Origin of the sequence: Acutalibacter sp. JLR.KK004 (assembly GCF_036941085.1) — a bacterium.
Lineage (GTDB): Bacteria > Bacillota > Clostridia > Oscillospirales > Acutalibacteraceae > Acutalibacter.
In genome coordinates this window covers 1,719,432-1,744,250 of the sequence record NZ_JAYMNQ010000001.1, presented here as the reverse complement: position 1 = coordinate 1,744,250, position 24,819 = coordinate 1,719,432, and the positions used below count along the sequence as shown (strand labels likewise).

Below are 24,819 nucleotides of genomic sequence, written 5' to 3'. Positions count from 1 at the left end.
CTCGGTCAGGTGGGGATATCAACCTTGCACAAAACCTTGACTGTTACTGGCTCTATCCCGCTGTCCGCAGCGAAGAAGATTACGGTTATTATCTTATCGACGAACTGGACGAGCTGGAGCTTCCCGAAGAAGCAAAGAAATATTTCAAGTATGAAGAATACGGGCGGGACGCAGTTAGCAAGGATAAGGGGCAGTTTACCGAACAGGGCTATATCTATAACAATCAGAACACCTTTACCGAATGGTATCGGGGAACGGAAAACGAGATACCCAAAGAATACCGCGTTATGAGCTTCCCACAGCCGGAACGCGGCGGACAGGACAAGACCTTTATGGACGCAGCCGCCACAGAGCAGACCGCCCGAACCGCCGCAGAGCAGCCACAGGAGCCGCGCCCGGTTATCCCTATCGTGCTGACAGCCGGGAAGCCCGCCGAGAAATTAAAAGAGATTACCGACCGTCTGGAACAGGGCATTACGGAACTCTTTGACAGCGAGCGTTACCGGGAATATCTGAAAGTCATGTCAAAATTCCATAATTACAGCTTCCGAAATACCGTCCTTATCGCCATGCAGAAGCCGGACGCTTCCCTTTTGGCGGGCTTTTCCGCTTGGAAGAACAACTTTGAGCGAAACGTGATGAGAGGGGAAAAGGGAATTAAAATCATTGCCCCGTCGCCCTATAAAATCAAACAGGAAATGCAGAAAATCGACCCGCACACGCAGAAGCCCGTTATCGGCAAGGACGGGAAGCCCGTCACCGAGGAAAAGGAAATCACCATACCCGCCTACAAGGTGGTATCAGTCTTTGACGTTTCCCAGACCGAGGGAAAGGAACTGCCGGACATTGCCGTTGACGAACTGACAGGCGACGTTGACCGCTATAAGGACTTTTTCGCAGCCCTTGAAAAGACTTCCCCCGTTCCTATCGCCTTTGAGAATATCGAGGGCGGCTCTCATGGCTACTACCACTTGGAGGACAAGCGCATTGCTATCAACGAGGGCATGAGCGAATTACAGACCTTAAAGACCGCCATTCACGAAATCGCCCATGCGAAGCTGCACGACATTGACCTCAACGCGCCAAAGGACGAGCAACCCCGCGTTGACCGCCGCACCCGCGAAGTCGAAGCGGAAAGCGTCGCCTATACCGTCTGCCAACATTATGGGCTTGACACGTCGGACTACTCTTTCGGCTATGTCGCCGGGTGGAGCAGCGGGCGGGAGCTGTCCGAGCTGAAAAGCTCCCTTGAAACGATACGCAGCGCAGCCGCCGAGATTATCAATTCAATAGACGAAAATCTTGCGGAGCTGCAAAAGGCACAGGACAAGGAGCAGACCGCCGGACAGGAGCAGCCCACCAGAGAGGAAAAGGCAGCCCCGAAAGAACAGCCGCAGCCGGAAGCCCCGGCAAAGGCAGATACAGCCGGGAAAGAGAAGCCGGAAGCAGCTGCACCGGGAAAATCCGGCGCACAGGAAAAGGCGGGCGCAGCCCCGAAAGAAGCCTTTACCCCGGAAACGATTTACAGAGTGCGCCGGAACCCTTACAGCGACAGCCGGGAAAACAGCCACCTCTTGCAAGCCTATGTGACACAGGAGAACGGGCGGGCGAAAATGGGCGACGTGCTTTATACGGGAACGCCGGAGAAATGCCGCGAGCTTATGGGGCAGCTCAAAAGCGGCGAGCTGACCGAGGGCGACGTAAAGCAGCTTTACGCAAAGGCACAGGAAACGGCGCAGACCGCCGGACAGGACAAAGACACCTTTTCCATTTACCAGATAAAAGGCGGGGACGAAACAAGGGATTTCCGCTTTGAGCCATACGACCGCCTGCAGGCGGCGGGGAATGTGGTTGACAGGGCGAACTATGAGCTTGTCTATTCCGCGCCCCTTGCGCCGGAAACTTCCCTTGAAGATATTTACGCCCGTTTCAATATCGACCACCCCAAAGATTTTAAGGGACACAGCCTTTCCGTTTCGGACGTGGTAGTGCTTCATCAGGACGGACAGGACGCGGCGCATTTCGTTGACAGTGTAGGTTTCCGGGAAGTGCCGGAGTTTTTACAGGAGCAGAAGCAGCTTACCCCGGACGACTTGGAAACGGGCGAAACTGTCAAGACACCGAGAGGGACTTTCCATGTAACCGCCATGAGCCGGGAGCAGATAGAAGCCGCCGGATATGGCTTTCACCACCAGTCGGACGACGGAAAGTATCTGATTATGGGGAATGGGACGCGGGCGTTTGCCGTTGCCACAGAACAGGCGCAGCGGGACAATCCCTTGAAAACCGCCGAGCAGACCACAGAGCAGAACGGGAACATGATTCCCCGGCTTTATCTCATAGCCCGCCGCCTGTAACCGCTGCAACAATTCCTCAAAACTGGAAACTTGGGGGATAAGCGCGTCAACGGCAATCTTTAGCTTGCCTTTCCAACTTGTACCCGTCTTTTCTGCCTGGTACTCCGCATAGCTCTTTCCCTTGCTGCCCTTGCCGGGAACGACGACGGACAAGCCATTTTCCCGACACAGCTTGTCGCTCATGTTCCGTATGCCGTAATAGCTCCTTTTGTTGGAATTATATTTGCGGTGGTCTACGAAATTTACGGCGCAGAAAATAATGTGATTGTGGACGTGTCCTTTGTCAATGTGCGTCGTGAGTACATATTCATGCTGCCCCTTTGTTACCGCGTCGGCAAGCTGCTTTCCGATTTCATGGGCTTTCTGATAATCGACTTCCCCCGGCTCAAAGGACTGTATCAGATGAAAGGCTAAATTGTTCCCCTTTTGGAGTGCTTGGGACAATGTATATTCAAACTCAATATCTGCCGTTTCATAGGAGCAGCCGAAAGAGGACACAAGCATTTTTCCGTCCGTCTTGTCCGGGTTTTCGATATAGTCAAGGGCTTTGCTTAGAGTGCTTTTAATAGGCTTAATCTTTGTAACCGCCATATCTCCGCAAGCACCCCCTTTATTTCCTCTATGTCCTCTTTGTATGCGTTCCCCGTTGCGTTCACGCGGCGGGCTATCTGGTTGACGTTGACACCGATTTTCTGTATCTCTGCGGTCATTGCTTTTATATCGGCGTGGTCTATCTGAATGATGTACCCGTCAATGGCAATCTTCCGCAGATACGCCGCCATGTTCCGGGTGGGAACGAGCTTCATTTTTTCCAGTATTAAATCCCGTTCCGCTTCCGTCACTCTGAATTTGATTTGCACCGTCCTTTTCCGTCCGTCCATTGCTTCGCTCCTTTCCGTTTTTTAGAGGGTTTGGGAAACTTCCCAACAAGCCATTTTCAACCGACGCGCTGCAGCGCGGGAGGGGGAAAATACGGAAGTGGGTACCCGCTTCCTATGCTTGCTACGAATGTTTTTATCCTTTAGGCTCTTATCCCTTACTACGGAGCAATCCCCGATTTGCCAAACTTTCGCAAAAGAAAAACGCTGCAATCTCAAAAAAAGATTACAACGCTCTCTATACTCTGTTCAGTTTTGACGGACACATCTTATCTGCCCTCTGTTTCGACTTCCGCTATCTCTTTTGCCGTTGCGGTCACAATCCGTATCTGCGGCCCGCACCTCGTTCAGAAAGTCCATGCCGGAACCATCCGGCAGATCGAGATTACAGCAGACCACCAGCGGCATTTCCTCTTGGATGGCGGCCCGCGCTTCTTTCAGTGTACAAGCCGTTTCTACCGGGTAGCCTCGCCGTTGTAAATATTTTTGCAGATGCCATATATAGGTGTCGCTGTCATCGATCAGCAGTATCTTTTTCATGTGTCCGCACCCCCAATATTGATTTACTATAAGCATAAACTACAAATGTTACACAAATGTCCGAGGTGCCTTTGATTTCGACAGAAAAACAGGCTGAATTGTTACAAAGCTCGGACATTTCAAAATATTTTGTCAAGGGACAGCAAAAATCAGTGGCGCAGCTAATGAACCGCTCCACTGATTTTCCCAAATCGCAATTTATAGATTTTTACGTTTCAGTTCTTTTTCTGTTAATTTTCTTTTATCGTCAGCCATAGATAATTCCTCCAAATTTTATACGCTTATTCCATTTCCCTGATTTGCTCAACAAGAGATTGCTTTTTCAGATTTCCAGTTGTGTAAGAAATCAAGGTAAACTGCACAATCAGCAGGATCGCTAAATATATCAATACGATCAGCCGCGGAAATGAATAATAAAAGTATGGATTCATCGTTTTCACAACTACCTGTACGGATAGGAAGCCCAATCCAGTTCCCAAAACCACTGTTACAAGCGTAGCAAAAACTGAATAAATCAACCCCTCATAACACAGCATTTTGATAAGTTGCTTTTTACTCAAACCAATCGCCTGTAACATTCCAATTTCCTGCCTGCGGGACAGAAAGTTTGTGATTGTCGTATTGACAAGGTTGATTAAAGAAAAGCACACAACAATAACAGCTACGATCAACAATACCCCGAAAGAAAGTTGTTGAAGTCCGCTATAATAAGAGATACTTTCTTTTATGGTTTCCATAACCAAATCGCTATTTCTGTCTATCAGTTGATTTAATGCAGCTTCAACCGTATCAAATTTTTCCATATCGGTAATTACGGAAATCGTACCTGTGCAATCTATCCCGGCCGCTTCATTCATAAGCTGCTCCGGAAGCGCAAAGCACTTTGAGAAGCCGGAGTAAGAATATTCATTTACAATGCCCATGACTGTATAGGTCTTTGTGCAAATTTGCCCGGATTCGGTTTTATAGTCCACTTCGACGGTATCACCCAACGAAGCCTCAATATCATAGAGATCGGCACGCTCTTGAAGCAAGACAATTCCATTGTCTGCCACCAGTTCATCATAATCAATCGTTCCCGCAATTCGCTCTTTCTCCAAATTCTGCTGCTCATCCCGGCAAAATCCCTGAATCCATTTTCCAGAATTGCCATTTACACAATATTCTGCATCCGTGTAATACCAGCGTTTGATTCCTGTAACGCCATCAATAGATTCTACTGCATTTACAAAATCGGCATTTAGAAAGTTCTTTCGCTGTAATCCAGACAAAGAAATACCGGCAGTGTCCCACGATTGATTTGCGTTGAGCTGGATGTTAAATTCACCGACAGGGAAAGCCCTGCCTCTTGCTTCTGCAACGCCATCATAGGAAACTAACATTGTCGAAATCAATACAACCAATACTCCGCCGAGTGAAAGAGAAAGTATTGTTAAAGTGGACTTTGCCTTTTGTCTGGACAGATTCATTTTAGCAAGTGAAGCAGGCGTTATTTTACGGTGCAACACGGAACTTTCTTTCATTTTCCCCTGATAATCGGAATATCGCAATGCTTCCAGCGGAGATACTGCCGCAGCTCTTTTTACAGGAGTATGAATAGCAATCATCACAATAATAAATGCAAAAAGGCCAACCCCGACCGTCACACATAAAGCAGTCAGCCAGTACCAACCGGCAGGAACCAGAAAATACCCAATCACATTTCCAATAACCAGACCAATCGGGATAGCAATGGCAGCAAGTAATTTTCCCTCGCGGTAAACCATCTTTTTGATCTGTCGTTTTGTTGTTCCGATTGTGCGAAGCTGTCTATAGTTACGGATACTGCTTGCTACTGAAATATAAAAAATCGAATAGATCACAATGCCGGAACCAATGAAAGTTATAAAACCGACCAAGAAGTAGAACAGCATATCACTTCCACGATTTTCGTCCTTTAAGTTGAAATAAGTGGAACGGACAATCACATTATCATCGGAAATTTCTAATTGCTGTGCCAGAGTATTTGCATAGTTGGCGGCTTCTTCCTCGCTCATGTTTTGAGCGCCTTTCAGCCCAATGTAATAATCAATCATGCCCTCGCTGCCATACTGCTGTCTTACTAATTCTTTCGATATAATGGCTGTATAGCGTCCAATATCGCCGGTTTTCACATTTAAGATTCCCGTCAATTTGAAATCATGGGTAGTGCCGTCAGAAAAGGGGATTTGAATTGTCTGTCCCAATTCATTTGAATAGCCCAAACTATCCAAAAAGGATTCCTGTACTACAATTTCATCCTCCGAAGCTGGTAAATCTCCCGAATAGGGCATACTTTGGGATATTAGCATATCTGCATTTGCATAAGTAAAATTCACGGTTGAATGGTTTACCTGTTCAGAAAATGCGTTAAAAAATTCCCCGACCCACGCAATTTCTTCCTGCTTGTATAGTTCCTGTCCCTGTTGTTCAGAAATCGCATGATACATAATCTGCGCTGTTTTTTGGTTGCGTTTCTGCGTTTCCTGCATAACCCCAAAGCCATAGAGGACAATAGCAGACAGCAATGCGCTGGCAAGTGCAATCGTCAAAACAATAAAGATATTTCTTTTTCGATTCGCCGATATACTGCGATTTGATATGCGCTTTACTATGCCACTGGTATCATTTTCAAAAGGCCAAGTCATAGCCTGCCACCTCCTTATTCCACAATTTGTTCCTATTTCTCAAAAACTACAAAATTCCTCCAAATTTTATACGCTTATTCCATAGCCCGCATTTGTTCGATCAGGGATTGTTTTTTCTGTCTACGGATTGTCCATACAGACAAGATCAGCTCCATTCCGAACAACACCAGAATGAACAGCCCCATTTCCAAAACCGGGAATTTGTAAGGCACTACATTTCCGGCAAAAGCACCTACACTCATTTTTCTGCAAGCAAAGATGGAAGCCGGAAGCCCAACGATCAGCGTCGCCAATGTTGCAAAGAGCGCATAGCACAGCCCCTCACAGATGTTCATTTTACATAGCTGTTTTTGTGTTAGGCCGATAGAACGCAGAATACTGTTTTCCTGCTTTCGGGCTATCTGGTTAGAGAGTGTCGTATTGATAAGGTTGATAACGCCAAAGAGAAATACCAACCATGAAAGTATCTCCATACTGCCAAACGCAAAAGAATTTGTCATTTCTTCATATTCAATCACTGTATTGATTTCATCTAAGGCAATATTACTATGGCTGGCAACAATATTTTTCAATTCAGCTCCCACATAGTCCGTTTTTTTAGGGTCATTTACAATGCTCCATGAATAGTCAAAAGAGGTGATTTCCGGGTGCAGTTCGTGGAACAACGCTTCTGGTGCAAAAAGAGTTGCCCCATCTAAGTGCATCCTGCCATGTCCTGAATATACCTTTGCAGGAGCGTATAACCCCGATATGGTAACAGAAACGGATGGCTGTTCTTCTCCCAAAGAAATCTCAACCGTTGAACCAACACCCATATCCTCATTCTGCTTTAGCACATTATAGTCAATTACAATACTACGGGAATCTGTTGGCATGGTTCCCTCTGTCAAAGCCGCTTCAACTGCCGCATAATTCTGGTCGGTCAGCATATCGCACATACCACCAGCTTGATGAATCTTTGTTTTATAAGTTGCATGGAGAGATTGCCTGCTTGGAATTATATCTGTAACGCCATCAATAGATAAGATTTCCTGCTTCAATTCCTCATTCAATGGATTTCCCGCTGCCATAACCTTTTCTTCTGTCATTTCAGAATCCAAATAAATTTTATAGTCGCCGTCCGGGAAAAACTGTCTTGCAAGTGCCTCTGGTGAGCGCAGCAAAACAATGGAGGATACCACAAGCAGGATAATTCCGCCCAAACTCAATGAGGCTACAATAGCAACGGTCTTTTTTCGGTCACGCTTAAAATTTGCAATTCCCATTGAAACAGGATTGAGCTTGATATTCTTTTTCCGGCTGCGGATGTCCTTTTGCGCCGGGGTAAAACGGACGGCTTCAATCGGGGAAATCCCTGCCGCAATTTTTACCGGCTTACGGATGGAAACAGATACCATGATCCAACTGCTTATGAGTGTCAAAATAACCGTTGCCACATAGGAAACAGCGTTAAAACCCTTAGAAAACAGGAGAAAACCGCCGCATACACCCAGCACTGTACCAATCAAAATCCCGATACTGCCGAGTTTACGCCCCTCCCGCTTTACAATCCGCTTGATTTGCTTTGGCGTTGCACCAATCGTCCGAAGCTGCCCGTAGCTCTTGATTTTGTCATTGATGGAGATACGGAAGATACTCTGGATCACAATATAGCCGCCGATCAGAACAATGGCAATCACGCCAGCCATCAGTGCAAAATCAAAGGATTTAGAAGCATAGGCAAAATACTTACTGTTCATTTTGGGCATAGGAAGCTGATATTCCTCCGCAATCTCCCTACAATAAGAGGTCATCAGTTCTTCGTCCAACTGGTCGCTGTTTTTGAAATGGGCATAGGCACGATACCCAGCCGGGTCAAACCCAGCCCATTCTGTCAGGGCGGCTTTGGAAAGAATGATAGCGCAGGTATTCGCTTCTTTCTCATTTGCGCTGTCCATAATGCCGGTAACAACATAATTACCATGAAAGCTCTCGGTATCTAAGGTCACAGTGTCCCCAATTTTGGCATTGTTTCCATAGGTGGAAAGAAAGTATTCGCTTACGACAACTTCATTTGCTTTTTCAGGAACCCTCCCCTCTAACAACTCCATCTGCGCCTTGGTAATCTCCATCATTTGCGCGTCGCAATACACATAAGACGCATGATAGCCCTGTTCCGAAAGTTCCTCACCCAGCATATAGTAGCCGCCTACGCGCTCAAACTCCGGCAGTCCTTTCAGGGTTTCAATGTCGTTTTCCTCCACGCCCAGCCAGACCGCCTCATAAGTATCGACAACCTGATTGCGTTGCATTTGTGTCAGGGAAGTAGACACAATTCCCGTAAAGCAGATTAGAAACGCCGCCAGTGCAACGGCAATCACCACCATCAGATTCCGGCGCTTCTCGCTTTGCAAACTTTTCTTTGCCAGCTTCTTTGTAATGGCGCTGGTATCATTCTCAAAAGGCCATGTCATAGCCTGCCACCTCCTTACTCCACAATCTTGCCGTCCTCAATGCGGACAATCCGATCTGCAAGGCGGGCAATGTCGTTGTTGTGGGTAATCATCACAACAGTTTGCCGGAACTCTGCACTGGTGCGCTTGATAAGCCCCAGCACCTCGGCGCTGGTCTTGCTATCAAGGTTGCCGGTTGGCTCGTCGGCCAGAACAATAGCCGGTTTGGTAATCAAGGCGCGGGCGATAGCCACACGCTGCTGCTGGCCGCCGGAAAGATTGTTCGGCATATTTTTCAGTTTATCTTCCAGCCCCAGCAGGTGAACGATCTCGTCCAAAAACTTCTGATCCACCGTGTCCCCGTCCAGCTCCACCGGCAGGACGATGTTCTCATACACATTCAGGATAGGAACAAGGTTATAGTTCTGGAAGATAAAGCCGATGTTGCGGCGGCGGAAGATGGTAAGCTGTTCGTCGTTCATTTTCGACAGTTCTTTGTCCCGGACAATCACATTGCCGGAAGTAGGGGTGTCCAGCCCGCCCATCATGTGAAGCAGGGTGGACTTGCCGCTGCCGGAGGTTCCCACAACGGCCACAAATTCGCCGTCATTTACAGAGAAGTTCACGCCGTCAAGGGCGCGGGTGATATTCGGCTCTGTACCGTAATACTTTTTCAGGTCGATAGTCTGTAAAATGCTCATATTCAAAACTCCTTTCAAGGCTTTCTGCCTGTTGATAAGGGTATTGTAAAACCCAAATGTCCGCGAAATGTTATCATGCGTCCTATGTGTATTGCGACGCGCAAATGATGGAGATTACCAAGGCGCAGATGGAGTTGTTAGAGGGCCGGGTTCCTGAAAAAGCAAATGAAGTTGTCGTAAGCGAATACTTTCTTTCCACCTATGGAAACAATGCCAAGATCGGGGACACTGTGACCTTAGATACCGAGAGTTTTCATGGTGATTATGTCGTTACCGGCATTATGGACAGTGTAAATGAAAAAGAAGCGAATACCTGCGCTATCATTCTTTCCAACGCTGCCCTGACAGAATGGAAAGGGTTTGACCCGACTGGCTATCGCGCCTATGTCCATTTCAAAAACAGCGACCAGTTAGGCGAAGAACTGATAACCTCTTATTGCAGGGAGATTACAGAGGAATATCAGCTTCCTAATCTCCGCATGAACAACAGGTATTTTACTTATGTTTCTAAGTCCTTTAATTTTGCACTGATGGCTGGCGTGATTGCCATTGTGCTGATCGGCGGCTATATTGTGATCCAGAGTATCTTCCGTATCTCCATCAATGACAAAATCAGGAGCTATGGGCAGCTACGGACGATTGGTGCAACGCCAAAACAAATCAAGCGGATTGTAAAGCGGGAGGGACGCAAACTCGGCAGTATCGGAATTTTGATTGGTACAGTGCTGGGCGTATGCGCTGGTTTTCTCCTGTTTTCCAAGGGATTTAACGCTGTTTCCTATGTGATTATGATTTCCCTGACACTCATAAGCTGCTGGTTTATGGTGTCTATTTCCATCCGTAAGCCAGTAAAGATTGCGGCAGGAATTTCCCCTATTGAAGCCGTCCGTTTTACCCCGGTGCAAAAGGACATCCGCAGCCGGAAAAAGAATATCAAGCTCAATCCTGTTTCAATGGGAATTGCGAATTTTAAGCGTGACCGAAAAAAGACCGTTGCTATTGTAACCTCATTGAGTTTGGGCGGAATTATTCTGCTTGTGGTATCTTCCATTGTATTAACGCGCTCCCCGGAAGCGCAGGCAAGGTCTTATTTTCCAGATGGAGACTATAAAATTTATTTGGATTCCGGCGAGGTGTCAAAAGAAAAAATTATGGCAGCAGGAAATCCACTGAATGAGGAATTAAAGCAGGAAATACTGGCTATTGATGGCATCACAGATGTAATTGTAAAAAGACAAGCAGTTAATACAACTTTTAAGACGGACATCAATCAGAACACTGGAAACTGTGATATGCTGACCGACCAGAATTATGCTAAGGTTGAGGCTGCATTGACGGAGGGAACGATGCCGACAGATTCTCATAGTATCGTAATTTCACGCTCGATTGTAGATTCTTATGAAGATATGGGAGTTGGTTCAACGGTCGAAATATCTTTCAGAGAGGGGCAGTCATCAGTTCCTGTTACTATATCAGGACTATTTGGAGCAGGCACATATACCGGGCATGGTAAATTACTTATTGATGGGGCTGTTGCATTTGCACCACAGGATTTGTTCCGTGAACTACACCCTGAAATTACCTCTTTTGACTATTCATGGAGTATTGTAAGTGATCCGAAGAAAGCGGACTATGTGGAAAGTGAATTAAAAAATATTGTAGCCAGCCATAGCAACCTTGCTTTAGACGAAGTGAGTACGCTGATTGAAGTTAAAAAGGCGGAAGATAGGGCAGCATTTGGGAGTATGGAGGTACTTTCATGGCTGGTATTCCTTTTTGGTGTTATCAACCTTATCAATACGACACTCTCTAACCAGATGTCCAGAAAGCAGGAAAACAGTGTTTTGCGTTCCATCGGTCTAACACAAAAACAGCTATGTAAAATGAACATCTGCGAGGGCCTGTGCTATGCGCTCTTTGCAACATTGGCGACGCTGATCGTTGGGCTTCCGGCTTCCATCTTTGCTTGTAGAAAAATGAGCATTGCCATTTTTGCCGGAAAAGTAGTGCCATATCAATTCCCGGTTTTGGAAATGGGCCTGTTCATTCTGGTGTTGTTCGGAATGGAGCTGATCTTGTCTGTATGGACAATCCGCAGACAGAAAAAGCAATCCCTGATTGAACAAATGCGGGCGATGGAATAAGCGTATAAAATTTGGAGGAATTATCTATGGCTAACGATAAAAGAAAATTAACAGAACTGATAAGCAAGAAAGTGTGTATTGCGCCCATCCTTACGAATGTGCTTTTGTAGTTTTTGAGAAATAGGAACGAATACTATAAATCGGGATTTAGGAGAGGGAAAAATATGAAAGCAGATGTCATTAAGAAATATTTTCAGTCTTGGATAGATAAGGATATTGAGATTGTAAAGCAGACTTTTTCTGAAAATGCTTTGTATAGTGAATGCTATGGTCCGGAATATCATGGCTTATCACAAATTGCAATGTGGTTTGAAGATTGGCATAATAAAGGACAAGTATTGGAATGGACAATTAAGCGAATATTAGAACTAAATCAAACGTTAATTGTTGAATGGTACTTTAAATGCAATTATGATGGCAGGGTAGATGACTTTGATGGTGTTACAATAGCAGACTTTGATAATGATATGAAGATATTAAAATTATGTGAATTTCAGTCGAAGGCAGAACACTACTATCCATATGAATCATGATACAAATATGGATTAAAAACAATGAAATTCCAGTTTGTCGGGCAAAAGAAATTTATGGAGGCATAGTATGAAGATAACTGATAGAGATATAGATAACGGAAAACCTTTTGATTGGGGGAAAACCTCTTTAGATTATGCAAAGTTCCGTGATATTTATCCAAAAGAATTTTATCAAAAAATTGTTGACCGCAAATTATGTATAGACGGACAATCTATCCTTGATGTTGGAACAGGGACAGGGGTGCTTCCCAGAAATATGTACCAGTATGGGCAATGCCATTAAGTTAAGCGCCCCCAAAGAGCCCCGCTATCGTGCCGGAAGATAAAACCAAGAAATCCGATTACCCGAGGAAACAGGTCTCTGGAAAGCCCGTCCCCGCCTTACCGGAAAGCGTTTCCTGTAAAGCAACCCTTCCAGTTCTCGAAAAGGTTTCCGTAAGAAAGCACAGCAGGCAAAGACAGCGTCGGAAAAATTGAGGCGCTGTTTTTGTTTTGTGTTGTGGCAGGAAAGCTTCACGTTCCAGGCTGCTGCCTGTGCAAAGTTAAAAATCAGGAAAGCAGCAAAAACCTCCTGTAAAATAAGTTCTGGAATTTTGGAGTGGAGATGAATGAGCGCCACTGAATATTTCAGGCTGCGGAAAGATGTTTCGATGCCCCAGCGTTTGGCGTAAAGAGCTTTCAAAGTTTCGGGCGGAAATTGATTTTTATTCAGATTTGTCAGGAAGGTTTCCGTTTTTCCATTGCAGAAATTTACGCGTACGATACGGAAAGAAAGCCGGTAAAAGCCAACGCTTTCTACAGGCAGGAAATCGAAAACACGCTGACTTGTAAGCTTATAATAATCTGCCGGAACAGGGATATTTCTTGTTTCCAGTTTTCGTTTTGTGAGGCGCCCCAAAGTGAGGCTTGCGGGTATATCAAATTCGGGAAAACAAGGAAGTTTTACACCAAAAACCGAATCCCTTTCCTTCAGGCGGATGACATATTTCCATCCCCGGTTTTCCAGATGCGCCAAGTTGTTCAGGGACGCATAGTTCCGGTCAGCTAAAAGGATAACCGGCTCTGAAATCCGCGAACGGTCTGTCATTTCACACAGAGCTTTGCCTTCATTTTTCTCGTGTTCCTTTTGGACAATTAAGTCTGTATAAATGCCGTTTTCCAAGTCAAAAAGAGCGTTTATCAGGTGCTTGTTCCAACCGTGCTGGCGGTCTGTTCCGGGCAGATAAGAAAGCAAATCTGCAGGGTATGCTGATGATTTCAAGGACGTTCCATCCACTGCCAGCAGCCGATATCCCCGGTACTTCTTTTCGGGGGTAAGTGAATTTGAAAAGCTGTGAAATAAGTCCTCCAAGGCTTTAGGCAAAAGCTTTTTCCGCTGCTGCACAAAGGCGGAGGCAGAAGGTGTTTTTTCTTGAAAACGGAAAGCTTTCATGAGATTTTTGCCCACGCTTTCACAGCTCATGGTGAGCAAGAAGAAAATGATATTTTCAAAATCCAGCGCCCTGCGGCGGGTGAAATCCCGTCCCGGCCGGCTGGCGTAAATTTGGGGATTCTTTCCCATTTTCCTTACCTGAGACAGCAGCTTTTTTCGTAAGTTTTTTGCGGTTTGTTTCATTTTATAAGCCCCTTGAAGTTTTTATTTTTCAAGGGGCTTCGCCGCATATTTTTCTCATTTTGTCAAGGGCTTTTTGCCGGTTTCTTTATCTTTTTACAAAATGCTTAACTTAATGGCATTGACCAGTATGGGGCGAAGTGGAGGGCTACCGATATTTCAGGAAATCAAATTGAACAAGCCAAAATCCTTTCAAAAGATATGGATATAGATTATTACGTTGTGCCAACAGAAGATATAAGTTTTTCAGATAAATCTTTAAAGGGATCTCCATACTCTTTAAAACTCATCTGATCCATGATCTGGTCTTCCCTTTCCTGATCCTGGATGTATTTCTGAATGGCCTTTTTATTTCCTCCTACTGTGCTTACATAATATCCTTTTGCCCAGAACACTCTGCGGCCATATTTATACTTCAGATTTGCATGCCGCTCGAATATCATCAAGGTGCTTTTCCCTTTCAAATATCCCATAAACTCCCCCACACTCATCTTGGGCGGAATGGACAGCAACATGTGAATATGGTCCGGCATAATATTTCTTTTTGTCTAATCTTTGGGGGGTACTTTAAAAAGGAAAGAATCTGGGAGAATTTGACAAACCCCGCCCCTGGTGGTATCATGTTCCCCGTTGGGAATCCGGGTGCGCACAGCCTAACAAAGGAACGGGGTGGGAATCCCCGGCGAGCACGTCGCCGTGATGGCGGAGCGCCCTCCTGCTAAATGCTTTCAGACATTTGCCCACTGGCTTTTTGCTGGGAAGGGAAAGGGGGCGCGTTTGACGCCTAAGCCGAAAGACTTGCCCGGATGGCCGCACAGCAGCCGCGAGCGCCGGTGTGCTGTGCATGTCCTGCCTGCAGGACTGCCGCCCCTCACTATTTTACTATTTGAGAGGGATGAAACACAGATGCCCTCTCAAAGGAAAGAGGGTATTTTTATGAACAAACGCACGTACACAAAGAAGGGCCTTGCCCTGGCGCTGGGCCTGCTGCTGGTGCTGGGGCTTTTCTCCGGCTGCGGAGAAAAGCCTGGGGCTGGGGAAGGTGAAAGCGGCCTTGTGAAGAACATCACCCTGCAGGTGATGCACCGGGACGAAAGCGTGAAGGATTTCCAGCTTGCCACAGACAAGGAAACCCTGCGGCAGGCTCTGGAAGAGGAAGGCCTGATTGCCGGAGAGGAAAGCGAGTTCGGCATGTTTGTGAAAACTGTGGACGGCGAGACAGCAGACGATTCCAAGCAGGAATGGTGGTGCCTGACAAAGGGCGGGGAAACCTGGACAAGCGGGGTGGATTCCACGGAAATTGCTGACGGGGACGCCTTTGAGTTCACCCTCACCACAGGCTACTAAGGCAAAGCCCCCTGCATGAAAAAGATTTTTGCGCTTTGCCTGATGGCAATTATGGGCGTGGTGCTGGCGGCCTCCAAGGAGGCGCTGGCCTTCCTGCCCAATTTCGAGCTGGTGACTTTGCTGCTCATCCTGTTCACCCTGTGCTTCGGGCGGTATGTCATAGGGGCGCTGGGGGTGTTCCTGCTGCTGGAAGGGCTGCTGTATGGCTTTGGCCTGTGGTGGGCCATGTACCTGTATGTCTGGCCCCTGCTGGCAGGCCTTGCCTGGCTGTTCCGCTGGATGGACAAGGCGTGGCAGTGGGCGCTTTTGGCAGGGGGATACGGGCTGTGCTTTGGCTCCCTGTGCGCCCTTGCCTACCTTCCCTTGGGCGGCGCTTCCATGGCCCTCGCCTGGGCCATAGCCGGCCTGCCTTTTGATTTCATCCACGCCGGGGCGAATTTCCTTCTGGCCTTGGTGCTGTACCGCCCCCTGCGCACAGCCCTGGACAGGCTGCCCAGCATCACATAAAGCCCCTTTTACAGCATACCCCAGCAGCCATGGGCTTATTTGAAAAATCGGAAATACCGCCTTTATGCCAAATATGGGAGGATTTCTGTGTCAGAAATCCTCCCAGGCGAAAATCCGGCGCTTCCACTATTTTCAAGAAAGCCCTATACGCAAAATAAAAAAACCACAAAAAGGATGCTTCCGTTTTCCCCAGCCGCTTTACTTTTTCCCGCAAATGGGGTATACTATTGGTGCCTGACATTAAGACACACATCTGCGTGAAAGGCACGGACAGCGAAAGCTTTTGGAAAACGCACAGCTCCCCTGTGGGTTTTTATGCCGTGCCTTGCAAAGGCGCGGCTTTTTTGTCCTCTTTTGGGGAAAGGATGGAGACATATGGAAACGCGGGTTGCGGTTATGAGCATGATTGTGGAAAACAGCGACACAGTGGAAACCCTCAACGGGCTGCTCCACGAATATGGTCAGTATATTATCGGCAGGATGGGCATTCCTTACCGGGCGCGGGACATCAACATCATCAGCATTGCCATCGACGCGCCCCAGGACACCATCTCCGCCCTGGCCGGGCGCATTGGCAGCCTGTCGGGAGTCAGCGTAAAAACAGCTTTTTCAAACCAGAAAGGAGGCACAGCATGACAGCAGATTTATCTTCTTTGGCAAACCGCCTTGTAAAAGGCCGGGAGCTTTCTATAGAAGAATACGCCTTTTTCATAGAAAACCGCACCCCGGAACTTGCACAGGAGCTTGCCTGGCAGGCAGTGGAGGTGCGGCAGGGGATATACGGCAAGGATGTGTACGTGCGGGGGCTGATTGAAATCAGCAACATCTGCAAAAACGACTGCCTCTACTGCGGCATCCGGGCCTCCAATAAAAACTGCCAGCGGTACCGCCTTACCCCGGAGGAAATCCGGGAATGTGCGGCTGAGGGCTACCGCCTGGGCTTTCGCACCTTTGTGCTCCAGGGGGGTGAGGACGCTTACTATACCGACGCGCTGCTGTGCGCCCTTATCAGGGAGCTGAAGGAGAAATATCCAGACTGCGCCATCACCCTCTCCCTGGGGGAGCGCAGCTATGAAAGCTATAAAGCTTTAAAGGAGGCTGGGGCCGACCGGTATCTTCTGCGCCACGAGACAGCGGACAAGGCCCATTATGAATCCCTGCACCCGGTGGAGATGTCCTTTGAAAACCGCATGGAGTGCCTGAAAAGCCTGCGGGAGCTGGGATACCAGGTGGGCTGCGGGTTCATGGTGGGTTCCCCGGGACAGACGGCCCGGACCCTGGCAAAGGATCTTAAGTTTATTGAAGAGTTCAAGCCTGACATGTGCGGCATCGGGCCCTTTGTGCCCCACGCGGACACGGTTTTTGCAAAGGAGCCTGCCGGAACGGTGGAGCTTACCTGCTTCCTGCTTTCCATCATCCGGCTGCTGCACCCGCCGGTGCTGCTGCCCGCCACCACAGCCCTGGGCACCATCCACCCCGAAGGCCGGGAAATGGGCATCCTTTCCGGGGCAAACGTGGTAATGCCCAACCTCTCTCCTGTGTCTGTGCGGAAAAAATACGCCCTGTATGATAATAAAATCTGCACCGGGGAGGAATCTGCCCAGTGCAAGGACTGCCTCAGCGCCCGGATGCGCTCCATTGGCTATGAAATTGTGACGGACAGGGGTGACGTAAAGAAGGATGGCCGCCATGGAAGAGTATAACCACAGCGTATACCGGGGCCTTATTATAAAGGGCTGCTTAAAGGAAGCCATGGCTTATTGCGGCAGGTTTCCCCAGCACCAGGAGCTGCTGGAAAAATATGAAGCCCGGTTTCAGCAGGAGAAGTATCTTTCCTATGCGGTTTGCCCTAAGCTGAATCAGCTTCTCCTTGCATATCAGAAATACTGCCGGGATGTTTTCTATCTGGAACAGGCGCCGGAAAAAGCCGCCGCTGCCCTGCGGCAAAGGCTCGCGAGTCTGCTGGGCCTGGACAAAAGCCTTTCTATGGAAGATTTGGAGGAAAAAGAAGCCGCCAAAGCCTTTGCGGCAGAGGGGTTCCACTTTTTAGGCGGCAAAACCAGCGGCTATTACGGGCCATACATCTGGAAAACAGAGGAGCTAAAGCGTTACGCTGTCCAACTCCCGGAAGGGGAGCAGGAATACCCTGTAAAGTTTTTGGATGGGTTTGTTTTTCAGGGCTGGATGGATTATATTTCCTTTGGCATTGTGCGCACTGGGGGATGGTCTAATGGAGATGGGCTTATCCACTGCGTGAAGCCCGCGTACAATTTGGAATCGGAAAGCTTCCAGGTTTCCCTGCTGAAACACGAGGCCCAGCACGCAGCGGATTTGGCAAGATATCCGGACATGAGCAATGAAGATTTGGAATACCGGGCCAAGCTGGTGGAGCTGGTTTATTCTAAGGAAAGGGATCTGCTCACCTCCTTTGCACAGCAAGCCGGCGACAGGAACAAGGCAAACGGCCACGCCAGGGCGGCGGCCCGCATTGCCGCAGGCATGGAACGGCTTCTGGGCCGAAAGCGGGAGTGTTTCCCCGCCCTGCCTCACGAGGAAGTGATGGCGGCAGCCGGAACGCTTTTTGCAGAAAGCTGTTGGGAAATGGCGGAGAAATATGGATAGGAGGATGCCATATGACCCTGAGAGAAAAGGCGGAACACATCCTGCAAGCCTCCGGGCTGCTGGAGCATCTGAAAGCATACGGCACGCCCCACATCATTGGCAGCCTGCGCATGGATATGATGGCCTGGAACGATATTGACATCGACATTGAAAACGACGGCATGGATTTAGAAAAGCTGTACCGCCTGACAGGGTTTGTGATGGACGCCTTCCATCCCGTCTGGTATGAGGCCAGGGAGGAAACGGACGGCGGGGCGAAAACCGTGTGGTTCCAGGGCTTTGAGGCCATGATAGACGGGGAAAAGTGGAACTTTGACCTGTGGTTTTTCGACCGGGAAAGCATTGAAAAGGCCGAGACCCTCTGCGACGACATAGCCGCCCGGGCCACGCCTGCCCAGCGGGAGAGCATCACAGAGATGAAGCGCGGGCTGCTTGCCCGGGGCTTGTACTCTTTTGAAAAATTCCGCTCCATGGATGTGTACCGGGCGGTGCTGGAAGAAAACATTCAAACTATAGAAGGGTTCCTTGAACGGTATGCGCCGGGCAAGGGGACAATATAAACCTGAAACCATCAAAATTCTGAGGCTAAGGCGGCGCTTTCCTAAGCGCCTGCGCTGCCCCAAAGAAAAGGAGAAATGCAAAATGGCAAAGTACGACCCGAAATCCCTGAAAGCGGAGGAATTCATCAACGATGGGGAAATCCAGGAAACCCTCCGGTACGCCGAGGAGAACAAAGACAACGTGGAGCTTATCGACCAGATTCTGGAAAAGGCCCGCCCGAAAAAGACGGAGACAGGCTTCGTCTGCGCCGGACTGACCCACCGGGAGGCTTCCGTCCTGCTGGCCTGCGAGATCCCGGAGAAGATCGAGAAAATGTACGAGATTGCCGAGGAAATCAAGCTGGCCTTTTACGGCAACCGCATCGTCATTTTCGCGCCCCTGTACCTTTCCAACTACTGCGTCAACGGCTGCGTTTACTGCCCCTACCACCTGAAAAACAAGCACATCCCCCGGAAAAAGCTGACCCAGGAGGAGGTAAAGGCAGAAGTTATCGCCCTGCAGGACATGGGCCACAAGCGTCTGGCCATTGAAGCCGGGGAAGATCCCAAGAACAACCCCATCGAGTATATTTTAGACTGCATCAAGACCATCTACAGCGTCCACCACAAAAATGGCGACATCCGCCGGGTGAACGTGAACATTGCCGCCACCACAGTGGAGAACTACCGGAAGCTGAAGGAGGCGGGCATCGGCACATACATCCTGTTCCAGGAAACCTACCACAAGGAGAGCTACCTGGAGCTGCACCCCACCGGCCCCAAGCACGACTATGACTACCACACCGAAGCCATGGACAGGGCCATGGAGGGCGGCATTGACGACGTGGGCCTGGGCGTGCTGTTTGGCCTGGAAATGTATAAATACGAATTTGCGGGGCTTATTATGCACGCCGAGCACCTGGAGGCCGTTCATGGCGTTGGGCCTCACACCATCAGCGTGCCCCGGCTAAAGCGGGCTGACGACATCGACCCCGATCAGTTCGACAACGGCATTGACGACGAAATTTTCGCCAAAATTACCGCCTGCATCCGCCTGGCTGTGCCCTACACCGGCATGATTATCTCCACCCGGGAGACAGAGGAAGTGCGCAGCAAGCTTTTGCGGCTGGGCATCTCCCAGGTAAGCGGCGGCTCCCGCACCTCTGTAGGCGGCTATACGGAGGAAGAACGCCCCCACGACACAGAGCAGTTTGACGTATCCGACCAGCGCACCCTGGACGAGGTGGTGTGCTGGCTGATGGAAAACGGGCACATCCCCTCCTTCTGCACCGCCTGCTACCGGGAGGGCCGCACTGGCGACCGCTTTATGAGCCTGTGCAAATCCGGCCAGATTTTGAACTGCTGCCACCCCAACGCCCTCATGACCCTGTCGGAATATCTGGAGGACTATGCCTCGGAGAAAACCAGAGAAGTGGGCTATAAGATGGTGGAAGAGGAGTTAAAGCGCATCCCCAAGGACAAGGTACGTGAGATTGCGGAGCAGAATATAAAGGACATCAAGAATTCCAACCGCCGGGACTTTAGGTTCTGATTGACACCGGGTGGCGGGCATGGTATCCTGATAAAAACACTTATTGGGAGGGAAAACGTATGGGAAAAAAATTTTTATCCTTGTGCTTGTGCGCCTGCCTGCTGGTCTTAGGAGGATGCACAAAGACAGAGCTTTCCGCGCCGCCACCCAGCAGCGCCCCGGCTTCTTCACAAGTATCGGAGGCCGCGCCGGAGGAGGAAGCGGTCACCCTGACGCCGGAGGAAATTGAGAAGGCCAACGAAGCCTTTGCGTCTGTCCGGTATGGGGATAACACTCGGTACGCTTCGGAGATTAGCTGCTTTTTTACCAGCGAATACACCGACGTGCGGGACTTGGATTTTGAAGAGTTTCTGCGGTACTGCCCTGCACAGACCGCTGTGGGGTGCATAGAGGTAGAGGAATACGATGACGTAATGGCAGCGGCAAAGGAAGGAGAGTACCCCGGTCTGGAGGGCTATGAGGACATACTGGGCATGGGGACGGAAAGCTCTCCCGCAGCCGCGGACACCATTATCCCTGTCCACCGCTTTAAAAAGGAGGACATTTCGGCCCTGCTGAAAAAATATGCCGATATCACCGTGGACGACCTGAAGGATACCAGCCAGGTGATGTACCTGGAAAAGTATGACAGCTTCTATAATTTCACCAGCGATTTCGCCCCCGGCACCTTCCAGTGCGAAAAGGGCTGGAAAGAAGGGGATATGTACCGCTTTGTTTCGGAGGAGTACGGGAAAGAACTGGTCATAGAAAAGGCGGGGGAAGATTATTTTATCCGTTCTTTCACGGCCATAGAAGGAGGGGAATCATGAGAAAATGCCTGCGGTGTGACGCAGAGATGCGGGAGGGCCTGGCCCTTTACGGGAGCCAGAGCGGCTGGCGCACGGATTTGTGCGAGATGAAGGCGTTTTTTCCCCGTAAAGTGGGGACGCTGCTTGCGGCCGTATGCCCCCAGTGCGGCTATACGGAGCTGTATACAGAAAACCTGTCCCAGGAGAAGGAGTGAGCGAACATGAGCCTGAACGCAACAGTTTCCGCCGAGCGGCCCCATATTGGCTTCTTTGGGCTGCGCAATGCGGGGAAATCAAGCCTGGTGAACGCGGTGACGGGCCAGGCCCTTTCGGTGGTGTCGGAGGTAAAGGGCACCACCACTGACCCGGTGAAAAAAGCCATGGAGCTTTTGCCCTTAGGCCCGGTTGTCATAATCGACACCCCAGGCCTGGATGACGAGGGGGATTTAGGCGCGCTGCGGGTGGAAAAAGCCCGGCAGATACTCAGGCAGACCGATATCGCCGTATTGGTTACAGACAGCGCCCAGGGGCTTTCCCCCGCTGAAAACGAGCTGATAAGCCTGTTTAAGGAAAAAAATCTGCCCTACCTCTTGGCCTGCAACAAGGCCGATCTGCTCTCAGGGCGCAGGCCTCTCCCGGAAAAAGGGCTTTACGTCAGCGCCCTCACTGGGGAGGGCGTGGGGGAACTGAAGGAAAAGCTGGGCGCGCTGTTAAAGGCAGAGAAAAATGAAAAGCGCATTGTGGCGGACTTGCTTTCCCCCGGCGATCTTGTGGTGTTAGTAATGCCTATAGACGAGGCCGCCCCCAAGGGCCGGCTGATTCTCCCCCAGCAGCAGACCATGCGGGATATTCTGGACGCCCGCTGTGCCTTTGCGGCCTGCCAGCCGGAGGAATTGAAGGAGCTGCTTGCCGGCCTTGGAAAAAAGCCCCGGCTCATTATCACAGATTCCCAGGCCTTCGGGCGGGTGGCAAAGGACACCCCGGAGGATGTGCAGCTCACTTCCTTTTCCATCCTCTTTGCCCGCTATAAAGGGGACTTGGAAACCCTGGTGCAGGGGGCGGCAAAGCTGAAATCCCTCCAGGACGGCCACAAGGTGCTCATCTCTGAGGGCTGCACCCACCACCGCCAGTGCGGGGATATCGGCACTGTGAAGCTGCCGGGATGGATACGGGAATTTTCCGGGGCAGAGCCGGAATTCCACTTCACCTCCGGCGGGGAGTTCCCGGAGGACTTAAACCAGTATGCCCTGATTGTCCATTGCGGCGGCTGTATGCTCAACGAAAAGGAAATGCAGCACCGCCTGGCCTGCGCCCAGCAGGCCGGCGTGCCTGTGGTAAACTACGGGGTGGCTATCGCCCAGATCCATGGCATCCTCAAGCGGAGCCTTGCTCCCTTCCCTGCCCTGCAGGCTTTGGTGTAAGGATCTGCCAGCGTAAAAAACGAAAGGGGGCGCAGGCATGGAGCCTTGCCCGGTATATAAAAAATGCGGGGGCTGCCAGCTTCAAAATCTCTCCTATGAGCGGCAGCTCCAGTGGAAGCAGGCCCGCTGCCAAAAGCTGCTGGGATCCTTTGGGAAGGTGCGCCCCATTATAGGGATGGAGCACCCCTGGCACTACCGCAACAAGGTGCAGGCCGCCTTTGCTTGGGACAAGCGGCGGGGCAGGGCCATTTCCGGGGTGTACCAGTCCAGCACCCACCGGGTGGTGCCAGTGGATTCCTGCCAGATTGAGGACGAGAAGGCAGATGAAATCATCTGCACACTCCGGGGGATGCTGAAAGGCTTTAAGCTGACCCCTTACGACGAGGACACCGGCAAGGGGTTCCTACGCCATGTGCTGGTAAAGAGAGGCTTTGGCACCGGGGAAATTATGGTGGTGCTGGTAACCGGCACGCCTGTCTTTCCGGCAAAAAAGCATTTCCTGGCAGAGCTGCTGAAAAGGCACCCGGAAATCACCACGGTAATACAGAACATAAACGACATGCGTACCTCCCTGGTGCTGGGCAGGCAGGAAAAAGTGCTGTATGGCCCGGGCTTTATTGTGGATGAGCTGTGCGGCTGCCGGTTCCGCATTTCCGCCAAGTCCTTTTACCAAATAAACCCCCTGCAAACCCAGACGCTCTACCAGCAGGCCATTGAGTTTGCCGGACTTACCGGGAAGGAAAAGGTGCTGGACACTTACTGCGGCATTGGCACCATCGGGCTGATTGCCGCCAAAAACGGCGCAGGCCAGGTGCTGGGGGTAGAGGTGAACCGGGACGCAGTCCGGGACGCTATTGGCAACGCCAAGGAAAACCAAGTGAAAAACATCTATTTCACCTGCGCTGACGCCGGGAATTTCATGGAAGAAATGGCCTCCCAGAAAGAGCCTTGCGATGTAGTTTTTATGGATCCGCCCCGGGCCGGGGCCAGCGCAGCTTTCCTGAAGGCCCTGCGCGCCCTAGCCCCCCGGCGGGTGGTGTACATCTCCTGCAACCCCGAAACTCTGGCCCGAGACCTAAAGCTTCTGCAAAAGGATTACCGCGTCCAGGCCATCCAGCCAGTAGATATGTTCCCCCATACGCAGCATGTGGAGACGGTTGTAATGCTTTCCCACAAAAAACCCGACAGCGTAATCAACGTAAAAGTCGAGTTTGGCGAGGGTGAGGGAAAAGTGCCGCTTGATAATATCGCCAAGAGAGCCGAAGCGTATAAGCCAAAAGAGCGGGTTACATATAAGATGATTAAGGAGTACATAGAAGCGAAGTATGGCTTCAAAGTACATACCGCATATATTGCAGAGGTAAAGAGGGAGTTAGGATTGCCGATGTATGATGCTCCTAATGCGGTAGAGGAATTGAAACAGCCGAGGAAACATCCGACGGCAGAGAAAGCGGAAGCGATAAAGGATGCTTTGAAACATTTTGAAGTTATTTAAAGCCGTGAGCGTATCATTAGAAATAGTGGTACGCTTATTTTTTGTCCGAATCGTACCTTTGATTGGCTTGTTAGTTCTCTATATAATGAAATCAAAAAAGGATGGTGGACTTTATGAGAGAAAAGAAAAATCACTTGTATGTGGATAGTGGGGAACGGAGCATTTTGCTACATAGCCTTGTGGAACTGAAAAATCAGCTCATACAGCAAGGCAGATATACAGACTGTGTTGACGAACTTATTTTTAAGGTTATCCATGCGCCTATAAAAAAATTAAGAGTAGAACTGGCAGGGGGAAGTGATGTGCGATAAGGAATTTAAAGAACTGGTTAAAATAGCAGTAGAAAAATTAAAAGATGAATCCGTATTGAAACTGTTACAAGCCGATGCAAGTTATCAAAAGGATAGTAATAATGAGGGAAGTGCAGAGGACGCTTTTAATCAGCTTGATTTAACGGAAAAGCAGAGGAAAGTTTGCCAACATCTTATAGATTGCAGGGATAAGCAGGATTTTGAATACGGCACTCATGCCTATATTGCAGGACTGATGGATGCGTTTCATATTATGGCGGTATTGTTCCCAGAAAAATGGGATACAGAGAGAATAAGAGAAGCCTTATCACGACAGTGCAGATAAGACAGATAATAAAAGCAGAATAAATTTTACATAGCCGATTGGTGTAGTT

20 protein-coding genes, 5 pseudogenes and 1 riboswitch are annotated in these 24,819 nt (G+C 49.4%); of the genes and pseudogenes, 17 read left to right on the top strand and 8 right to left on the bottom strand.

From position 1 onward, the window contains the following. Nucleotides 1–17: 17 nt before the first annotated feature. Nucleotides 18–2,357: pseudogene (locus VSQ30_RS09505) on the top strand (YodL domain-containing protein); the annotation flags it as partial. On the opposite strand, the pseudogene VSQ30_RS09500 reads toward VSQ30_RS09505, so the two are convergent. From VSQ30_RS09500 to VSQ30_RS09475, 6 genes and pseudogenes are all read right to left on the bottom strand, one after another. After that, nucleotides 2,316–2,948: pseudogene (locus VSQ30_RS09500) on the bottom strand (relaxase/mobilization nuclease domain-containing protein); the annotation flags it as partial. The pseudogenes VSQ30_RS09505 and VSQ30_RS09500 sit on opposite strands and share 42 nt — an antisense overlap. Continuing rightward, nucleotides 2,909–3,238, bottom strand: coding sequence for a plasmid mobilization protein (locus VSQ30_RS09495; protein WP_334463678.1), 330 nt, complete (start codon nucleotides 3,236–3,238; stop codon nucleotides 2,909–2,911). The pseudogene VSQ30_RS09500 and the gene VSQ30_RS09495, both read right to left, overlap by 40 nt. A gap of 320 nt (nucleotides 3,239–3,558) precedes the next feature. Further along, a pseudogene (locus VSQ30_RS09490) lies at nucleotides 3,559–3,775 on the bottom strand (response regulator); the annotation flags it as partial. A 281-nt stretch (nucleotides 3,776–4,056) separates the two neighbouring features. Continuing rightward, nucleotides 4,057–6,441: an ABC transporter permease gene (locus VSQ30_RS09485; RefSeq protein WP_334463676.1), complete on the bottom strand. Its 2,385-nt coding sequence runs from the start codon at nucleotides 6,439–6,441 to the stop codon at nucleotides 4,057–4,059. 74 nt (nucleotides 6,442–6,515) lie between these two features. After that, nucleotides 6,516–8,894 (bottom strand): ABC transporter permease, encoded by a 2,379-nt coding sequence (locus VSQ30_RS09480; RefSeq protein WP_334463674.1) that lies wholly within the window; start codon nucleotides 8,892–8,894, stop codon nucleotides 6,516–6,518. 14 nt (nucleotides 8,895–8,908) lie between these two features. Beyond that, nucleotides 8,909–9,574 carry an ABC transporter ATP-binding protein gene (locus VSQ30_RS09475; RefSeq protein WP_071422048.1) on the bottom strand — a complete coding sequence of 222 codons (666 nt, stop codon included), beginning with the start codon at nucleotides 9,572–9,574 and terminating at the stop codon, nucleotides 8,909–8,911. A gap of 104 nt (nucleotides 9,575–9,678) precedes the next feature. Here VSQ30_RS09475 and VSQ30_RS09470 point away from each other — a divergent pair, with 104 nt between their 5' ends. The 3 genes and pseudogenes from VSQ30_RS09470 to VSQ30_RS09460 all read left to right on the top strand — a co-directional run. Then, nucleotides 9,679–11,718 (top strand): ABC transporter permease, encoded by a 2,040-nt coding sequence (locus tag VSQ30_RS09470; protein WP_334463672.1) that lies wholly within the window; start codon nucleotides 9,679–9,681, stop codon nucleotides 11,716–11,718. Between the two features lie 164 nt (nucleotides 11,719–11,882). Then, entirely contained in the window at nucleotides 11,883–12,251 is a 369-nt protein-coding gene (locus tag VSQ30_RS09465) for a nuclear transport factor 2 family protein (protein ID WP_334463671.1), read from the top strand. A 67-nt stretch (nucleotides 12,252–12,318) separates the two neighbouring features. Beyond that, nucleotides 12,319–12,522, top strand: a pseudogene (locus tag VSQ30_RS09460) (class I SAM-dependent methyltransferase); the annotation flags it as partial. 36 nt (nucleotides 12,523–12,558) lie between these two features. On the opposite strand, the gene VSQ30_RS09455 reads toward VSQ30_RS09460, so the two are convergent. Beyond that, nucleotides 12,559–13,866 (bottom strand): IS4 family transposase, encoded by a 1,308-nt coding sequence (locus tag VSQ30_RS09455; RefSeq protein ID WP_334461212.1) that lies wholly within the window; start codon nucleotides 13,864–13,866, stop codon nucleotides 12,559–12,561. A 212-nt stretch (nucleotides 13,867–14,078) separates the two neighbouring features. Further along, nucleotides 14,079–14,402, bottom strand: a pseudogene (tnpA, locus tag VSQ30_RS09450) (IS200/IS605 family transposase); the annotation flags it as partial. An 84-nt stretch (nucleotides 14,403–14,486) separates the two neighbouring features. Beyond that, a riboswitch (cobalamin riboswitch) is annotated at nucleotides 14,487–14,683 on the top strand. Between the two features lie 116 nt (nucleotides 14,684–14,799). On the opposite strand from tnpA, the gene VSQ30_RS09445 reads away from it, so the two are divergent. From VSQ30_RS09445 to VSQ30_RS09385, 13 genes are all read left to right on the top strand, one after another. Further along, nucleotides 14,800–15,210 carry a DUF4430 domain-containing protein gene (locus tag VSQ30_RS09445; protein ID WP_334463668.1) on the top strand — a complete coding sequence of 137 codons (411 nt, stop codon included), beginning with the start codon at nucleotides 14,800–14,802 and terminating at the stop codon, nucleotides 15,208–15,210. A 15-nt stretch (nucleotides 15,211–15,225) separates the two neighbouring features. Continuing rightward, complete coding sequence (locus VSQ30_RS09440; RefSeq protein ID WP_334463666.1) at nucleotides 15,226–15,717, top strand: hypothetical protein; 492 nt, start codon at nucleotides 15,226–15,228, stop codon at nucleotides 15,715–15,717. Between the two features lie 375 nt (nucleotides 15,718–16,092). Next, entirely contained in the window at nucleotides 16,093–16,353 is a 261-nt protein-coding gene (locus VSQ30_RS09435; protein ID WP_334463663.1) for a TM1266 family iron-only hydrogenase system putative regulator, read from the top strand. Further along, the gene (hydE, locus tag VSQ30_RS09430; protein WP_334463662.1) at nucleotides 16,350–17,420 is read left to right on the top strand and encodes a [FeFe] hydrogenase H-cluster radical SAM maturase HydE; all 1,071 of its coding nucleotides are present in this window, start codon (nucleotides 16,350–16,352) and stop codon (nucleotides 17,418–17,420) included. The genes VSQ30_RS09435 and hydE overlap by 4 nt, the downstream gene beginning before the upstream one ends. Continuing rightward, nucleotides 17,407–18,339: a hypothetical protein gene (locus tag VSQ30_RS09425; RefSeq protein WP_160643202.1), complete on the top strand. Its 933-nt coding sequence runs from the start codon at nucleotides 17,407–17,409 to the stop codon at nucleotides 18,337–18,339. The genes hydE and VSQ30_RS09425 overlap by 14 nt, the downstream gene beginning before the upstream one ends. Nucleotides 18,340–18,350: 11 nt before the next feature. Further along, on the top strand, nucleotides 18,351–18,899 hold the full coding sequence (locus VSQ30_RS09420; protein WP_160643203.1) for a hypothetical protein: 549 nt from the start codon (nucleotides 18,351–18,353) through the stop codon (nucleotides 18,897–18,899). A gap of 82 nt (nucleotides 18,900–18,981) precedes the next feature. Further along, nucleotides 18,982–20,430, top strand: a complete 1,449-nt coding sequence (gene hydG / locus VSQ30_RS09415) for a [FeFe] hydrogenase H-cluster radical SAM maturase HydG (RefSeq protein ID WP_334463657.1) — start codon at nucleotides 18,982–18,984, stop codon at nucleotides 20,428–20,430. Between the two features lie 59 nt (nucleotides 20,431–20,489). Then, entirely contained in the window at nucleotides 20,490–21,239 is a 750-nt protein-coding gene (locus VSQ30_RS09410) for a hypothetical protein (RefSeq protein ID WP_334463655.1), read from the top strand. Then, nucleotides 21,236–21,433: a nucleic acid-binding protein gene (locus tag VSQ30_RS09405; RefSeq protein ID WP_334463653.1), complete on the top strand. Its 198-nt coding sequence runs from the start codon at nucleotides 21,236–21,238 to the stop codon at nucleotides 21,431–21,433. Before VSQ30_RS09410 ends, VSQ30_RS09405 begins: the two co-directional genes overlap by 4 nt. A 6-nt stretch (nucleotides 21,434–21,439) precedes the next feature. Then, nucleotides 21,440–22,639: a [FeFe] hydrogenase H-cluster maturation GTPase HydF gene (hydF, locus tag VSQ30_RS09400; RefSeq protein WP_334463651.1), complete on the top strand. Its 1,200-nt coding sequence runs from the start codon at nucleotides 21,440–21,442 to the stop codon at nucleotides 22,637–22,639. Nucleotides 22,640–22,676: 37 nt separating this feature from the next. Beyond that, nucleotides 22,677–24,134, top strand: coding sequence for a 23S rRNA (uracil(1939)-C(5))-methyltransferase RlmD (gene rlmD, locus VSQ30_RS09395; protein WP_334463648.1), 1,458 nt, complete (start codon nucleotides 22,677–22,679; stop codon nucleotides 24,132–24,134). 113 nt (nucleotides 24,135–24,247) lie between these two features. After that, on the top strand, nucleotides 24,248–24,445 hold the full coding sequence (locus VSQ30_RS09390; RefSeq protein WP_016303374.1) for a hypothetical protein: 198 nt from the start codon (nucleotides 24,248–24,250) through the stop codon (nucleotides 24,443–24,445). Continuing rightward, nucleotides 24,435–24,770, top strand: a complete 336-nt coding sequence (locus VSQ30_RS09385) for a hypothetical protein (protein WP_016303373.1) — start codon at nucleotides 24,435–24,437, stop codon at nucleotides 24,768–24,770. The genes VSQ30_RS09390 and VSQ30_RS09385 overlap by 11 nt, the downstream gene beginning before the upstream one ends. Nucleotides 24,771–24,819: the final 49 nt, after the last annotated feature.